The sequence below is a fragment of the Pandoraea sp. CB10b_02 genome (assembly GCF_002216225.1).
Taxonomy (GTDB): domain Bacteria; phylum Pseudomonadota; class Gammaproteobacteria; order Burkholderiales; family Burkholderiaceae; genus Pandoraea; species Pandoraea nosoerga.
Genome location: NZ_NJGW02000006.1, coordinates 32,897 through 46,518, shown reverse-complemented (window position 1 = coordinate 46,518; position 13,622 = coordinate 32,897). Strand labels below are relative to the sequence as shown.

Annotated in this window: 16 protein-coding genes; 5 read left to right on the top strand and 11 right to left on the bottom strand. The window is 67.3% G+C overall.

Annotated elements, in window-relative coordinates; genetic code table 11:
* Positions 1-103: 103 nt before the first annotated feature.
* From CDN36_RS08215 to CDN36_RS08195, 5 genes are read left to right on the top strand one after another with little or no spacing between them, the layout of a single operon-like run.
* Complete coding sequence (locus tag CDN36_RS08215) at positions 104-1,108, top strand: ABC transporter permease subunit (RefSeq protein WP_287496462.1); 1,005 nt, start codon at positions 104-106, stop codon at positions 1,106-1,108.
* An 11-nt stretch (positions 1,109-1,119) separates the two neighbouring features.
* The gene (locus CDN36_RS08210; RefSeq protein ID WP_150554069.1) at positions 1,120-2,040 is read left to right on the top strand and encodes an ABC transporter permease subunit; all 921 of its coding nucleotides are present in this window, start codon (positions 1,120-1,122) and stop codon (positions 2,038-2,040) included.
* A complete protein-coding gene (locus CDN36_RS08205) occupies positions 2,037-3,041 on the top strand; it encodes an ABC transporter ATP-binding protein (protein ID WP_150554068.1) in 1,005 nt (334 codons plus the stop codon). The genes CDN36_RS08210 and CDN36_RS08205 overlap by 4 nt, the downstream gene beginning before the upstream one ends.
* Positions 3,038-4,084 carry a peptide ABC transporter ATP-binding protein gene (locus tag CDN36_RS08200; RefSeq protein ID WP_287496461.1) on the top strand — a complete coding sequence of 349 codons (1,047 nt, stop codon included), beginning with the start codon at positions 3,038-3,040 and terminating at the stop codon, positions 4,082-4,084. The genes CDN36_RS08205 and CDN36_RS08200 overlap by 4 nt, the downstream gene beginning before the upstream one ends.
* 32 nt (positions 4,085-4,116) lie before the next feature.
* Positions 4,117-5,082, top strand: a complete 966-nt coding sequence (locus CDN36_RS08195) for a TraB/GumN family protein (protein WP_150554183.1) — start codon at positions 4,117-4,119, stop codon at positions 5,080-5,082.
* A gap of 119 nt (positions 5,083-5,201) precedes the next feature.
* Here CDN36_RS08195 and ureG read toward each other — a convergent pair whose 3' ends face one another.
* The 11 genes from ureG to CDN36_RS08140 form a co-directional block, all read right to left on the bottom strand.
* A complete protein-coding gene (gene ureG / locus CDN36_RS08190; protein ID WP_174966253.1) occupies positions 5,202-5,828 on the bottom strand; it encodes an urease accessory protein UreG in 627 nt (208 codons plus the stop codon).
* Positions 5,829-5,917: 89 nt separating this feature from the next.
* Entirely contained in the window at positions 5,918-6,643 is a 726-nt protein-coding gene (locus tag CDN36_RS08185) for an urease accessory protein UreF (RefSeq protein WP_287496460.1), read from the bottom strand.
* The gene (gene ureE / locus CDN36_RS08180; RefSeq protein ID WP_502920348.1) at positions 6,612-7,385 is read right to left on the bottom strand and encodes an urease accessory protein UreE; all 774 of its coding nucleotides are present in this window, start codon (positions 7,383-7,385) and stop codon (positions 6,612-6,614) included. The genes CDN36_RS08185 and ureE overlap by 32 nt, the downstream gene beginning before the upstream one ends.
* Positions 7,386-7,388: 3 nt before the next feature.
* Entirely contained in the window at positions 7,389-9,089 is a 1,701-nt protein-coding gene (gene ureC, locus CDN36_RS08175; protein WP_287496459.1) for an urease subunit alpha, read from the bottom strand.
* Entirely contained in the window at positions 9,086-9,391 is a 306-nt protein-coding gene (locus tag CDN36_RS08170) for an urease subunit beta (protein WP_150554064.1), read from the bottom strand. Before CDN36_RS08170 ends, ureC begins: the two co-directional genes overlap by 4 nt.
* A 95-nt stretch (positions 9,392-9,486) precedes the next feature.
* Positions 9,487-10,068: a HupE/UreJ family protein gene (locus CDN36_RS08165; protein ID WP_287496458.1), complete on the bottom strand. Its 582-nt coding sequence runs from the start codon at positions 10,066-10,068 to the stop codon at positions 9,487-9,489.
* Between the two features lie 212 nt (positions 10,069-10,280).
* Entirely contained in the window at positions 10,281-10,583 is a 303-nt protein-coding gene (gene ureA / locus CDN36_RS08160) for an urease subunit gamma (protein ID WP_150554062.1), read from the bottom strand.
* A gap of 48 nt (positions 10,584-10,631) precedes the next feature.
* A complete protein-coding gene (locus CDN36_RS08155; protein WP_287496457.1) occupies positions 10,632-11,354 on the bottom strand; it encodes an amino acid ABC transporter ATP-binding protein in 723 nt (240 codons plus the stop codon).
* On the bottom strand, positions 11,341-11,994 hold the full coding sequence (locus CDN36_RS08150; protein WP_150554060.1) for an amino acid ABC transporter permease: 654 nt from the start codon (positions 11,992-11,994) through the stop codon (positions 11,341-11,343). The genes CDN36_RS08155 and CDN36_RS08150 overlap by 14 nt, the downstream gene beginning before the upstream one ends.
* Positions 11,991-12,671, bottom strand: a complete 681-nt coding sequence (locus tag CDN36_RS08145) for an amino acid ABC transporter permease (RefSeq protein WP_287496456.1) — start codon at positions 12,669-12,671, stop codon at positions 11,991-11,993. The genes CDN36_RS08150 and CDN36_RS08145 overlap by 4 nt, the downstream gene beginning before the upstream one ends.
* A 45-nt stretch (positions 12,672-12,716) precedes the next feature.
* Complete coding sequence (locus CDN36_RS08140; protein WP_241014092.1) at positions 12,717-13,487, bottom strand: transporter substrate-binding domain-containing protein; 771 nt, start codon at positions 13,485-13,487, stop codon at positions 12,717-12,719.
* Positions 13,488-13,622 lie beyond the last annotated feature (135 nt).

Sequence of the window (13,622 nt, the reverse complement as noted above, 5' to 3'; positions counted from 1 at the left end):
GCAGACCGAAGACGGTACGCCCTCTGCAACTGATCAACGCGGCACGGCGCCGCCCGTTCTCCCGCCGGGCACGGGACGGCGCGCACGGCCCACGGAACCCCCTATGCTGAGATTCGTCCTGAGACGGCTGGGCATGGTGATCCCGACTTTCATCGGCATCACCGTCCTGGCATTCGCGCTCATTCACCTCATTCCCGGCGATCCGATCGAAGTGCTGGTGGGCGAGCGCAACCTCGATCCCGTCATGCACGCCGAAGCGATGAAGCGGCTGGGACTCGATCAACCGCTCACTACGCAGTATTTCGTCTACCTGAAGCACGCCGCGCAGGGCGACCTCGGGCGCTCCATCGTGACCAACGAAGGCGTGCTGCACGAGTTCTTCGCCCGTTTTCCCGCCACGCTGGAACTGGCGCTGTGCGCCATGATCTTCGCGCTCGTCGTCGGCCTGCCCGCCGGCGTGGCCGCTTCGCTGCGGCGGGGCAAGATGCTCGACCACACCACCATGGGGGCCGCGCTCACCGGCTATTCGATGCCCATCTTCTGGTGGGGCTTGCTGCTCATCATGCTGTTCTCGGTGGACTTGCAATGGACGCCCGTCTCCGGGCGCATCGGCGTGGAGTACGACGTGCCGAACGTGACCGGCTTCATGCTCATCGACACGCTGCTCTCGGGCGACGAGGGGGCGTTCGCGTCCGCCGTGAGTCATCTGGTCCTGCCGACCATCGTGCTGGGCACCGTGCCGCTCGCGGTGATCGCGCGCATGACGCGCTCGGCCATGCTCGAAGTGCTGCGCGAAGACTACATCCGCACGGCCCGCGCGAAGGGGCTCTCGCCCTGGCGGGTGATCCTGGTGCATGCGCTGCGCAATGCGCTGATTCCGGTCATCACCGTCATCGGTTTGCAGGTCGGCACGCTGCTCGCCGGCGCGGTGCTCACCGAGAACGTGTTCTCGTGGCCCGGTATCGGCAAGTGGCTCATCGACGCCATCCTGCGACGCGACTATCCGGTGGTGCAGGGCGGCATCCTGCTCATCGCGACGGGCGTGATTCTCGTCAACCTGCTGGTCGACGTGCTTTACGGCGTCGTCAACCCGCGCATCCGGCACTGAAGGAGGTCACCATGAGTGATACGCCTGCAACGCTGCCGCCTCCTGCCGCGGTCGCCGCCACGCCGCGCGCGCGCCTCGTGCGGGAGTTTCTGCGCAGCTTCACCGCCAACCGTGGCGCCACGGTGGCGGCCATCGTCTTGTTGTTGATGTTCGTGGCGGCGATTTTCGCGCCGGTGCTCGCCCCGCACAGCCCCATCGAGCAATATCGCGATTACGTGAAAGTGCCGCCGGCGTGGTTCGACGGCGGCAGCCGGCAATTCCCGCTCGGCACCGACGAAGCCGGGCGCGACATCCTCTCGCGTCTGATCCACGGCGCGCGCCTGTCGTTCTGGATCGGTCTGTCGTCGGTCGTGCTCTCGCTCATCCCGGGCATTCTGCTCGGGCTGCTCGCGGCGTTTTTTCCACGCTGGCTCGACACCCCGATCATGCGCCTGATGGACATGATGATGGCGTTGCCGTCGCTGCTGCTCGCCGTGGCGGTGGTCGCGGTGATCGGCCCGGGCCTTGCCAATACGACCATCGCGATCGCCATCGTCACGCTGCCGGCCTATGTGCGCCTCACGCGCGCGGCGGCCATCGGCGAATTGCAGCGGGAGTACGTGGTCGCGTCGCGCATGGCCGGCGCCGGTACGTTGCGCCTGATGTTCTCCACGGTGCTGCCGAACTGCGCGGCGCCGCTCATCGTGCAGGCCACGCTGAGCTTCTCGGTCGCGATTCTCGACGCGGCGGCGCTCGGCTTCCTCGGCCTGGGCGTGCAGCCGCCGCTCGCCGAGTGGGGCTCGATGCTCGCCTCGGCGCGCGACTACATGGAAAGTGCCTGGTGGATCGTGACGCTGCCGGGACTTGCGATCGTCATTTCGGTGCTCGCCATCAATCTGGTCGGCGACGGCCTGCGCGACGCGCTCGACCCCAAACTGAAACGAATCGCATGAGTCTGCTCTCCATTCGCAATCTCTCGGTCGACTTCGACGGCGCGCGCGCGGTCGAGGCCATCGACCTCGACGTCGGCCAGGGCGAGATTCTCGGCGTGGTCGGCGAATCCGGTTCCGGCAAGAGCGTGACGATGCTCGCGCTCATGGGGCTCATCGACGCGCCGGGGCGCGTGCGTGCCGACGAAGTCCGCTTCGACGGGCGCGACTTGCTGCATGCGAGCGCCCGCGAGCGGCGCAACATCGTCGGACGCGACGTCTCGATGATTTTCCAGGACGCGCTCACGAGCCTGAACCCGAGCTACACCATCGGCTATCAGATCGGCGAGGTGCTGCGTCGGCACATGGGGCTGCGTGGCCGGGCGCTGCGCGATCGCATCGTGGAGCTGCTCGAGCAGGTCGAGATTCCCGATGCGGCCAACCGGCTCGGCGCCTATCCGCATCAGCTCTCCGGCGGCATGAACCAGCGCGTGATGATCGCAATGGCGATCGCCTGTCGCCCGAAGCTGCTGATCGCCGACGAACCGACCACGGCGCTCGACGTCACCATCCAGGCGCAGATCATGGCGCTGCTGCTGCAACTGCAGAAGGAGCACGGCATGGCGCTGGTGCTGATTTCGCACGATCTGGCGGTCGTGGCCGAAGTCGCGCACCGGGTGGCGGTGATGTACGCCGGGCAGGTGATCGAGGTCCAGCAGGTGCCCGCGCTTTTCGATGCGCCGCACCATCCCTACACGGAAGCGCTGCTCTCGGCGATTCCCGAACACAACCGCGGTGTGCGTCGACTGCGCACGCTGCCCGGCGTGGTGCCGGGGCGCGACGACCGTCCCGCCGGTTGCCTGCTCTCGCCCCGCTGTCCCTATGCCGACGACCATTGCCGCACGGCGCAGCCGTCGCTCGATCCCTATACGGGGCCGACGGCGACGGGCGCACCGCTGGTGCGGTGCTTCAAGCCGCTGCCGCATGTCGCGGCGGATCATCAGTCGATGGGAGGGGCGCAATGAGTGAAACCGTTTTCGCAACGCCCCCGGCCGCGCCGCAAGGCCCCGATGTCGGCGAGGCGGCGCGCGACGCCAGCCGCATCGTGCTGGCCGCGCACGATCTGAAGCGTTTTTACACGGTGAACCGCGGTTTGCTGCGCGCTCAGGTGAGCGTCAAGGCGCTCAACGGCGTGTCGTTCGAGCTTGCCGCGGGGCGCACGCTCGCGGTGGTGGGCGAGTCGGGGTGCGGCAAATCGACGCTGGCCCGGGTGCTGACATTGATCGAGCCCCCGACGTCCGGCACACTCGCCATCGACGCGACCGAGACCACGGGCGCCTCGGCGGGTGGACTCGCGGCGCTGCGCACGCACATCCAGATGGTGTTCCAGAATCCGTATGCGTCGCTCAATCCGCGCAAGACCGTGGGACAAGCGCTCGACGAGCCGCTGGCGATCAACACGTCGCTCAGCCGCGTGGAGCGGGGCGAGAAAATCGAAGCGATGATGCGCACCGTCGGCCTGCGGCCCGAGCACGTGGCACGCTATCCGCACATGTTCTCGGGCGGGCAGCGCCAGCGCGTGGCGATTGCCCGGGCGATGATCCTGTCGCCGGCAATCGTGGTCGCCGACGAGCCGGTTTCCGCCCTGGATGTCTCAATTCAGGCACAGATCCTGAATCTTTTCATGGATTTGCAGGACCGGTACGCGACGAGTTACGTATTCGTGTCGCATAATCTCGCCGTGGTCGAGCATGTGGCGGATGACGTCATGGTGATGTATCTCGGCCGCGCGGTCGAACACGGTCCCAAGGCCGCCGTGTTCGGCAAGCCGCTGCATCCGTACACCAAGGCGCTGATGTCGGCCACGCCGGCCATCAAGGCGTCGGAGCGGCGCGTGAAGATTCCGCTGATCGGCGAGCTGCCCTCGCCGCTGCGGCCGCCGCCGGGGTGTGCGTTTGCGCCGCGCTGCCCGTATGCCATCGACCGGTGTCGTGAGGAAGTGCCGCAACTGCGCAAGCTCGAGGGACGTCTGGTGGCGTGCCATCGGGTGGAAGACATTGAGGGATGACAAGATTGGGTGGACCACCACGCGCCACGCATGTGCGTCGGGGCGTTGCATTGACCGGCTGGTTGCTCGGTTGCCTGCTGATGACGCTGGCCGTCACGCTGGACGCGGCATCGACCGTGACCCCGCGCGCCATCGCGGCGCGTGCGCTGCCGCTGGTGGTTCCCGAGCCTGGCGAATCGCCGCCGGGCGCCAATCTCCCGTTCTATGAGGCCCGCAAGGGCGACATGACCCTCTACGTCATGGGCACGCTCCATGTAGGCAAGCCCGACGACTACCCGTTCCGCAAGGTCGTGGTCGACGCGCTGCGCGTATCGAAGGTGGTGGCGTTCGAGCTCTCGCCGGACGACCTGACGATGTCGCAGGACGACGTTCAGAAGTACGGCATGTGTACGCGGGCGTGCCTGCCGCGGCTGATTCCCGCGCCGCTGTGGCGCAAGCTGCGCGACCGGCTCAAGGGCAATCCGGCGATGCTGGCCGAGATTCGCCACATGCGGCCGTGGCTGGCGGCGCTGCTCGTCGAGACGCTCGATTCGATGGGCGCCGACCTGCAGACCGAATACGGCACCGAGAACCAACTGGAGAACATCTACCGCGGGCGCATCGTCGGCCTGGAGTCGCTGGCCGAGCAGATGGACGCCTTTACCGGCCTGAGCGCGGCCCAGCAAAACGAGCTGCTTGCGCAGGAGCTGGTGCTGAGCCCGAAGACCGCGACGGCGCAGGTCGAAGAGCTGCATCGGCTGTGGCGCGCGGGCGACGCGGAACTCGTGTTCGACTGGTCGCAGAGCAAGGCGGCGCAGGTGCGGCGCAACGCGGCGCTGGCCGACGCCATCGACGAGCGCATTCTCTACTCGCGCAACCGACGCTTTCTTGCGCGCATGCTCTTCCTGGCCGATCCGGGCAAACCGGTCTTCGTCGCCATCGGCACACTGCACCTGGGCGGCCCTCACGGCGTGCTGCAGTTGCTGCGCGAACATGGGTTTTCGGTGACGCAGCGCTAAGGCGAGGAACGGGCGCGCCCCTCCGGGTATGGGGCCGTTCGGGGTGAGGGGCGTTCGGGGGCGCCTTTCTCGCGAATCGACCGATTCAGCGCCCGGCACGGCCCGCGCCGCTCAGTGTCTCAAGCCAACATCCCGCGCGCTTCGATGAAGCCGATGATCTCCTGAAGCCCCTTGCCTTCCTTCATATTGCCCATGACGAACGGCCGCATGCCACGCATCTTCTGCGTATCCGATCGCATGATGTCGAGCGACGCGCCGACGTAGGGCGCCAGATCCGTCTTGTTGATCACGAGCAGGTCGGACTTGGTGATGCCGGGCCCCCCTTTGCGCGGGATCTTCTCGCCGCCGGCAACGTCGATCACGTAGATCGTCAGGTCAGAGAGCTCCGGGCTGAACGTGGCGGCGAGGTTGTCGCCGCCGGATTCGATGAAAACGACGTCGGCGTCGGGAAAGCGCTCGAGCATGCGCTCCACGGCCTCCAGGTTGATCGACGCGTCTTCGCGAATCGCCGTGTGCGGGCAGCCGCCGGTCTCCACGCCGAGAATGCGTTCCGGCTCCAGCGCGCCGGCCACCGTGAGCAGTCGCTGATCTTCTTTCGTGTAGATGTCGTTGGTGATGACGACGAGATCGTAGCGCTCGCGCATGGCCTTGCAGAGCATTTCGGTCAGCGTCGTCTTGCCCGAGCCGACGGGCCCGCCGATGCCGACACGCAGCGGCGGGTTCTTCTTGGTACGACGGGCGTTCACGGTTGTCGTCATGGCAGATGTCGTATTGGCGATGAAGTAAGGGGTGGAGGGGGCGCGGCGCATGCCTGCGAGCCTGGGAGCCTAGGCACCTAGGAACGAAAGAGGCGCGAGTACTGCGTCTCGTGACGTGACGCGAGAATGGCGAGCGCCGGCGAAAACGTATTGACCTGATCGTCGCGCAGCGATGCGGCGCGGTGCGCGGCGTCGACGACACGCGTGCGCAGGGCGACGATTACGCGCTGCGCCGCCAATTGGCCCAGCGGCACGGCCTTTAGCGCGCCGGCCACCTGATTCTCGAGCCAGCTGAACGCATAGGCCACGAGCGTGTCGGCCAGCGGCGCGCCGTGCGTGAGCGCGGCGAAAGCGAAGGCTGTCGGCAACGCGACGGGACGCAACGAGGACAGCACCGCGCGTTGCTGCGGGGCACCCCATTCGAGCGACAAGGCGAGTTGCGTGAGCGACCAGCCCATCTGCTCGGTCTCGGCGCGAAGCTCGGCGGCCTCGCGTGTGGCGAGCAGCCAGTCGTTTACCCGCGCGAGGGCCGCCGGGTCGCCTGCTTGCCAATGCCGCCATTGCCTGGCGAGCAGCGCCAGCTCGCCCGTGGTGAAGACGCCGTTCAACTGGCTGGCGATCCATTGCTCGGCGCTCGCGGCGTCGTGAATCATGCCGTGCTCCACGGCGGCTTCCAGCCCCTGCGAGTAGCTGAAGGCGCCGATGGGCAACGCGGGCGAAGCGAGATGCAGCAGCGCGGCGAGCGACTGCAGTGACGCCGCCGTCACCGGCTCAGCGAGCGGACTGGCCAGACTGGCTGTCATCGGACGGGCTCACGGCGGCGTGCGCGCGGGTGTCGACGGCACCCGCCGGCGCGTGCGAATGGTGATGCGCGCAGCCGGGCCCGTGGACATGCCCGTGGTCATGCGCGTGATCGTGTCCATGGTGTTCGCGGAACACCTGTTGCGCGAGCGCGAAGTCTTCGGCGAAGGTGGCGTCGTGGCCGTGCTTGTGCCCGCCGCCGTATGCGCCGGCTTCGGGCTCGAACGGCATGAGCGCTTCGGCCACGTCGACGTCGAGCCGCAGCAGCATGTCGCGCAGCACCGGGTCGTATTCGAGCTTGAGATAGCCGTCGCCGACTTCCACCGGCGTATGCCGGTTGCCAAGGTGGTATGCCGCGCGCGTCAGCGCGAGCGGGGTGGCGGCGCTCACGAGCAGCACCGTCTCGGGGGCGGCCTCCACACGAATGAGGCCGCCGTCGTCGGCCACGAGTACGTCGCCGCCGCGCAGCACTGTGCCGCGCGGCAGAAAGAGCGCCACCTCCTCGCCGGTGGCCAACGTGGCGCGCAGCCGGCTCTTGCTGCGCGCGTCGAAGGGCAGCACGAGCGCGGGCGCGCGACGCACGAGTGGCGCGGCGAGGGTGCCCGCGTCGAGACGCTTCTCGACGCGGCGCAGCGTGGCCGATGTGAGCGCCGTGGCCAACTGGGCCGACTGCGCCGACTGCGCCGACTGGGCCGATGGGGTGGACGAGCCCGACGAGCCGGGCGATTCGCAGACTTGTGGCATGGGTCAGAACAGGAAGTAGCGTTGTGCCATCGGCAGCACGGTCGCGGGCTCGCACGTGAGCAACTGACCGTCGGCGATGACCTGATAGGTCTCGGGGTCGACGCTGATGTGCGGCAGCCAGTCGTTATGGATCATGTCGGCCTTGGTCACCCGCCGGATATCGCGCACCGGCACGATGCGCTTGGACAGCCCATAGCGGCCAGCCACGTCGCCTTCGTAAGCTGCCTGCGATACGAACGTGAGAGACGTGCGCGCGAGCGCGCCGGCGCGCGCGCCGAACATCTCGCGGTAATGCACCGGCTGGGGCGTTGGGATCGAGGCGTTCGGGTCTCCCATGAGCGCCGACGCGATCATGCCGCCCTTGAGAATCAGTGACGGCTTGACGCCGAAGAATGCCGGTTCCCACAGCACGAGATCGGCCCACTTGCCGACCTCGACCGAGCCGATTTCGTGCGCCATGCCGTGAGTGATCGCCGGGTTGATGGTGTACTTCGCCACGTACCGCTTGACGCGGAAGTTGTCCGCCTGCGCCGTGTCCGTGCCGAGCGCGCCGCGCTGCACCTTCATCTTGTGGGCGGTCTGCCAGGTGCGCATGACGACTTCGCCGACCCGGCCCATCGCCTGCGAGTCCGACGAGATCATCGACAGCGCGCCGAGATCGTGCAGGATGTCCTCGGCGGCGATCGTCTCGCGCCGGATGCGCGACTCGGCGAACGCGATGTCCTCCGCAATGGCAGGATCGAGGTGATGGCAGACCATCAGCATGTCGAGGTGCTCGTCGAGCGTGTTGACGGTGTAAGGGCGCGTCGGGTTGGTGGACGACGGCAGCACGTTCGCTTCGCCGCACACTTTCAGGATATCCGGCGCGTGACCGCCCCCGGCGCCCTCGGTGTGATACGTATGGATCGTTCGGCCCCTGATGGCCGCGACCGTGGCTTCCACGAAGCCGCCTTCGTTGAGCGTGTCGGTATGGATGGCAACCTGCGTGTCGGTCGCGTCGGCCACGGTCAGGCAGGCGTCGATGGCCGCGGGCGTGGACCCCCAGTCCTCGTGCAGCTTCAGGCCGATGGCGCCCGCCTCGATCTGCTCGGTGAGGGGGGCGAGCTGGCTGACGTTGCCCTTGCCGAGAAAGCCGAGATTGATCGGCCAGCCGTCGGCCGCTTGCAGCATGCGCTCGAGATGCCACGGACCGGGCGTGCAGGTCGTGGCGTTCGTGCCCGTCGCCGGACCGGTGCCGCCGCCGAGCAGCGTGGTCACGCCGGACGAGAGCGCCTCCTCGATCTGTTGCGGGCAGATGAAGTGGATGTGCGAGTCGATGCCGCCGGCAGTGACGATCATGCCCTCGCCGGCGATCACCTCCGTCGCGCCGCCGAGCGCGATGGTGACGCCGGGCTGGATGTCCGGATTGCCGGCCTTGCCGATACCCCAGATGCGGCCGTCCTTGAGCCCGATGTCCGCCTTGACGATGCCCCAGTGATCGATGATCACGGCGTTGGTGATGACGGTGTCGACGACGTCCGCACGCGTGCGCTGCGACTGGCCCATGCCGTCACGGATGACCTTGCCGCCGCCGAACTTCACCTCTTCGCCGTACACCGTGTAGTCGCGTTCGATCTCGACGATCAGCTCCGTGTCGGCGAGCCGCAGACGGTCGCCCGTCGTGGGCCCGAACATTTCCGCGTAAGCGCGGCGTGAAATCTTCATAGCGCCCCCATCACCCGGCCGGCAAATCCATAGACGCGGCGATCCCCCGCCAGCGCCACGAGTTCGACCGTGCGTTGCTGCCCTGGCTCGAAGCGCACCGCGGTGCCGGCGGCGATGTTCAGCCGGAAGCCACGCGCGGCCTCGCGGTCGAACTGCAGGGCGTCGTTGACCTCGTAGAAATGAAAATGCGAGCCGACCTGAATCGGCCGGTCGCCCGTATTGGCGACGGTGACGCTGATCGTCGGTCGCCCCGCGTTAAGCGTGATCTCGCCCGCAGCGGGCAGCAGTTCGCCGGGAATCATCAATGTCTCCAGTGGGCGGTGGTGCGCCAAGACGACGGAATGACGACGGAATGACAGCGGAACGACAACGGATCGTTTGTCACGACGCCCGCCGCTCAGCTTGCCACGGCCAGCAACGACACGCCGTAGGCCAGGACACCGGCGCCCAGCGCGCGCGGCAGCCATGCGGTGCGGTGACGCAGCGCCATGCCGGCCGCGATGCCCGCGCCGTGGAGCATGCCCGTCGCGAGCAGGAAGCCGGCCATGTAGTGCAGCGCACTCGCTTCGTCGGGCAGTTCGGCGCCGTGGGTGAAACCATGAAAGACGGCAAACGCGCCCACGACCGCGGCGCCCGCCCAGCCGGGCAGCGTCGCGCGCGTGGTCAGCATCAGGCCGAGCACCAGCAGCGAGACGGCAATCATGGGCTCCACCCCGGGCAGCGCGAAGGCGTGCGACATGCCGAGCAGGCCGCCGACGGCGAGCATGGCGACGAATGCGATCGGCGCGAGCCAGACCCGGCGCGACGTCAGCGCGCTCCACAGGCCGACGACGATCATCGCGCACAGGTGATCCAGGCCCGTGAGCGGGTGGAATACGCCGGCCGCGAAGCTGCTGGCCGCGTCATGTCCCGGATGCCCCGGATGCGCGAGCGCGACGCCGGACGCCGCTAGCAGCGCCAGGCCCGTCGCGGTGCGCACCAGGCGGCGCGGTGCGGCGGCCGCGCCAAAGCGGCCGAAGGGGAGGTTCGGGCAACGAGGCGTGGAAGATGCCGGCGAAGTCGCGGCAAAAGTGCGAGTGCTCGGGGGGCGGTTTGCTGACATGAGACGTCCTTGATCTGTAGTTGTCGACGACGAATGGAATAACGCGAATCCGGTAAATCACCGCGAAGCGTGTCGCTCATGCAGCGCCTTCACGGGATGGGGTGATGCACGGTGACGAGCTTGGTGCCATCGGGGAACGTCGCCTCCACCTGGATGTCGGGAATCATTTCGGGCACCCCTTCCATGACGTCGTCGCGCGTGAGCAGCGTAGTGCCGTAGTGCATGAGCTCGGCAACCGTGCGGCCATCGCGCGCGGCCTCCATGAGCGCGGCGCTGATGAAGGCCACGGCCTCGGGGTAGTTCAGCTTCAGGCCGCGGGCGCGCCGTCGTTCGGCGAGCAGCGCGGCGGTGAAGATGAGCAATTTGTCTTTTTCGCGTGGAGTGAGCTTCATCGTAGGAGAGCGAATGTCAGGGCAAATGGGGCTTCGGCAGGGCCGGCATCATTGACGGATGAATCGCTGCAGTTCCGGCGTCGCCGGCCGCGTGAAGAGCTGTTCCGGCTCGCCGGATTCCCAGATCCTGCCCTGGTGCATGAACACCACGCGATCGGACACGTGACGCGCAAAGGGCATCTCGTGCGTGACGAGGATCAGCGTCATGCCTTCTGCCGCCAGGTCCTCGAGCACCTTGAGCACTTCGGCCACCAGCTCGGGGTCGAGCGCCGAGGTGATTTCGTCGCACAGCAGCACGGCCGGGGCCATCGCGAGCGAGCGCGCAATCGCCACACGCTGCTGCTGGCCGCCGGAGAGCTGCGACGGGTAGCTGTCGAACCTGTCGGCAAGTCCCACCTTGGCGAGCATGGCGCGCGCCGTCTCGCGGGCGTCGGCGGCCGGCGTCTTCTTGACCACCCTCTGCGCGAGCATCACGTTCTCGCCGGCCGACAGATGCGGGAACAGGTTGTATTGCTGGAACACCATGCCGACCTTCAGGCGCAGCGCGCGCAGATCGGTGTCGCGCGCCCCGACGTGGACGCCGTCGACGGCCACGCTGCCCGCGTCGAAGCGCTCCAGTCCGTTGAGCGTTCGCAGCAGCGTGCTCTTGCCCGAGCCGCTCTTGCCGATGATCGACACGACCTGACCGCGCTCGACGTCCATGTCGATGCCCTTGAGCACCGGGTTCTCGCCAAAGCGCTTTTGCATGCCCCTGACTTCAATGAGCGACATGATGGAGTTTCCTTTCGAGACGACGCGCCCAGAGCGACAGCGGGTAGCAGGCAGCGAAGTAGAGCAGGGCAACGAGGCCGTACACCGTGAACGGCTGGAACGTCGCGTTGGTGAGCATGGTGCCGGTCTTGGTGAGTTCGTCGAAGCCGATAATCGAAGCGAGCGCCGTGCTCTTGACCACCTGGACCGAGAAGCCGACCGTGGGCGCGATGGCAATGCGCAACGCCTGCGGCAGAATCACGTGCCGCAACTGTTCGCCGTAACGCATGGCCAGGCTCGACGACGCCTCCCATTGGCCGTGCGGGACGGCGTCGACGCAACCCCGCCAGATTTCCGTCAGATAGGCGCTCGTGTACAACGTGAGGCACACGGCGGCAGCGACCCACGGCGACACTTCGAGCCCGAGCAGCGGCAGGCCGAAGAAGACGAGGAATAGCTGCATGAGCAGCGGCGTTCCCTGGAATACCTCGATATAGAGGGCGACCGCACGCGCTGCCCACGATACGCGCCCGACGCGCACGACGAGCAGCACCAGCGCCACGAGCGCGCCGCAGACGAAGGCGATGGCCGAGAGCGCCAGCGTCCAGCGCCCGGCGATCAGCAGCCCGCGCAGCATGTCCCAGAGCGTGAACTCGATCATCGTGCGCCTGCCTTGGCCATGCCGCGAAACAGGCGCCGCGCGCCGCGCATCAGCACGCGGCGCAGCGCAATGGCCAGCAGCAGATACAGCGCGGTCACGATCAGATAGCTCTCGAAAGCGCGGAACGTGCGCGACTGCACGAAGTTCGCGGCATACGACAGATCGGGCACGGAGATCTGCGAGACGACGGCCGAGCCGAGCATCACGATCACGATCTGACTGGCGAGCGCCGGGAACACCTTGGCGAAGGCCTGCGGCAGAATCACGTGCCGCAAAATCTGCGCCCGGCTCATCGCCAGCGACTGCCCCGCTTCGGACAGGCCGCGCGGCACGGCGCGCATGCCCGCACGAATGATCTCCGTCGCGTAGGCGCCGAGGTTCACGCTCATGGCGACGATGGCGGCGCTCATCTCGTCGATGTGAATGCCGAGGCTCGGCAGGCCGAAGAAGATGAAGAACAACTGAACGATGAACGGCGTGTTGCGAATGAGCTCGACGTAAAGCCCCGCGATGGCCTTGAGCCACGCCGGGCCGTCCTCGCGTGCGACGGCGCATAGCGCACCGACGAACACGCCCACCACCGTCGAGACGGCCGTAAGCGCAATCGTGAGCGCGGCGCCCCGCGCGAAGAGCATCAGGTACTGCCGCAGATCGGCAAAGTCGAGAACGTAGTGCATCGGGAGCGGACCGTGAGTCGGAATGCGTCGGCGCAGCGGCGGCGCTCAGAGTTCGGCCGGCAGCGGCATGCCGAGCCACTTCTGCGAGACCTTGCCGAGCGAGCCGTCCTTCTTCGATGCGGCGAGGATCTCGTTGACCTTGGCGAGCAGGCGCGGCTCGTTCTTGTTGAGCCCCACGAAGCACGGCGAATTCTTGATGAGGAATTTCGGCTCGGGCAGCTTGGGCGGATGTTTGGCCACGATCGCGGCGGCGACCACGTTGCCGGTGGCAACGAGCTGCACCTGCCCCGACAGGAAGGCCGAGATCGTGCCGTTGTTGTCCTCGAAGCGCTTGATGGTCACGTCGGCCGGCGCGATTTTCGACAGCTCCAGGTCCTCCACCGCGCCGCGCGTCACACCGATGGTCTTGCCCGACAGGTCGGCCGGCTTGGCCACGGCCAGATCCTTCGGCCCGAACACACCGTTGTAGAACGGCGCATAGGCTTCGGAGAAATCGATGACTTTCTCGCGCTCGGCGTTCTTGCCCAGGCTGGAGATGACGAGATCGGCCTTGTTGGTGGTGAGGTATGGCACCCGGTTGGCGCTCGTCACGGGCACGAGTTCGAGCTTCACGCCCATGCCTTTGGCGAGCAGCGCGGCGGTGTCGATGTCATACCCGACCGGCTTCATGTCGGGGCCGATCGAGCCGAACGGCGGGAAGTCCTGCGGCACGGCGACACGAAGCGTGCCGCGCTTGACGATGTCATCCAGGCCGTCGGCGTGAGCCGTGCGCGGCATTGCCATGGCAAGCGCGGCGAGCGCGCTGGCGGCGAGCATCAACGCGGTGAAGGCGCGTCGGGCGCGAGCGCGCGCGCCCAGCGTGGCGGCAACGGCTTCGCGCGAGATGGCAGTGCGGGGGAACGACAGCATGGCGGCAACCTCGGTAGCGGATGGAGGAACGAAGCGTTTCGG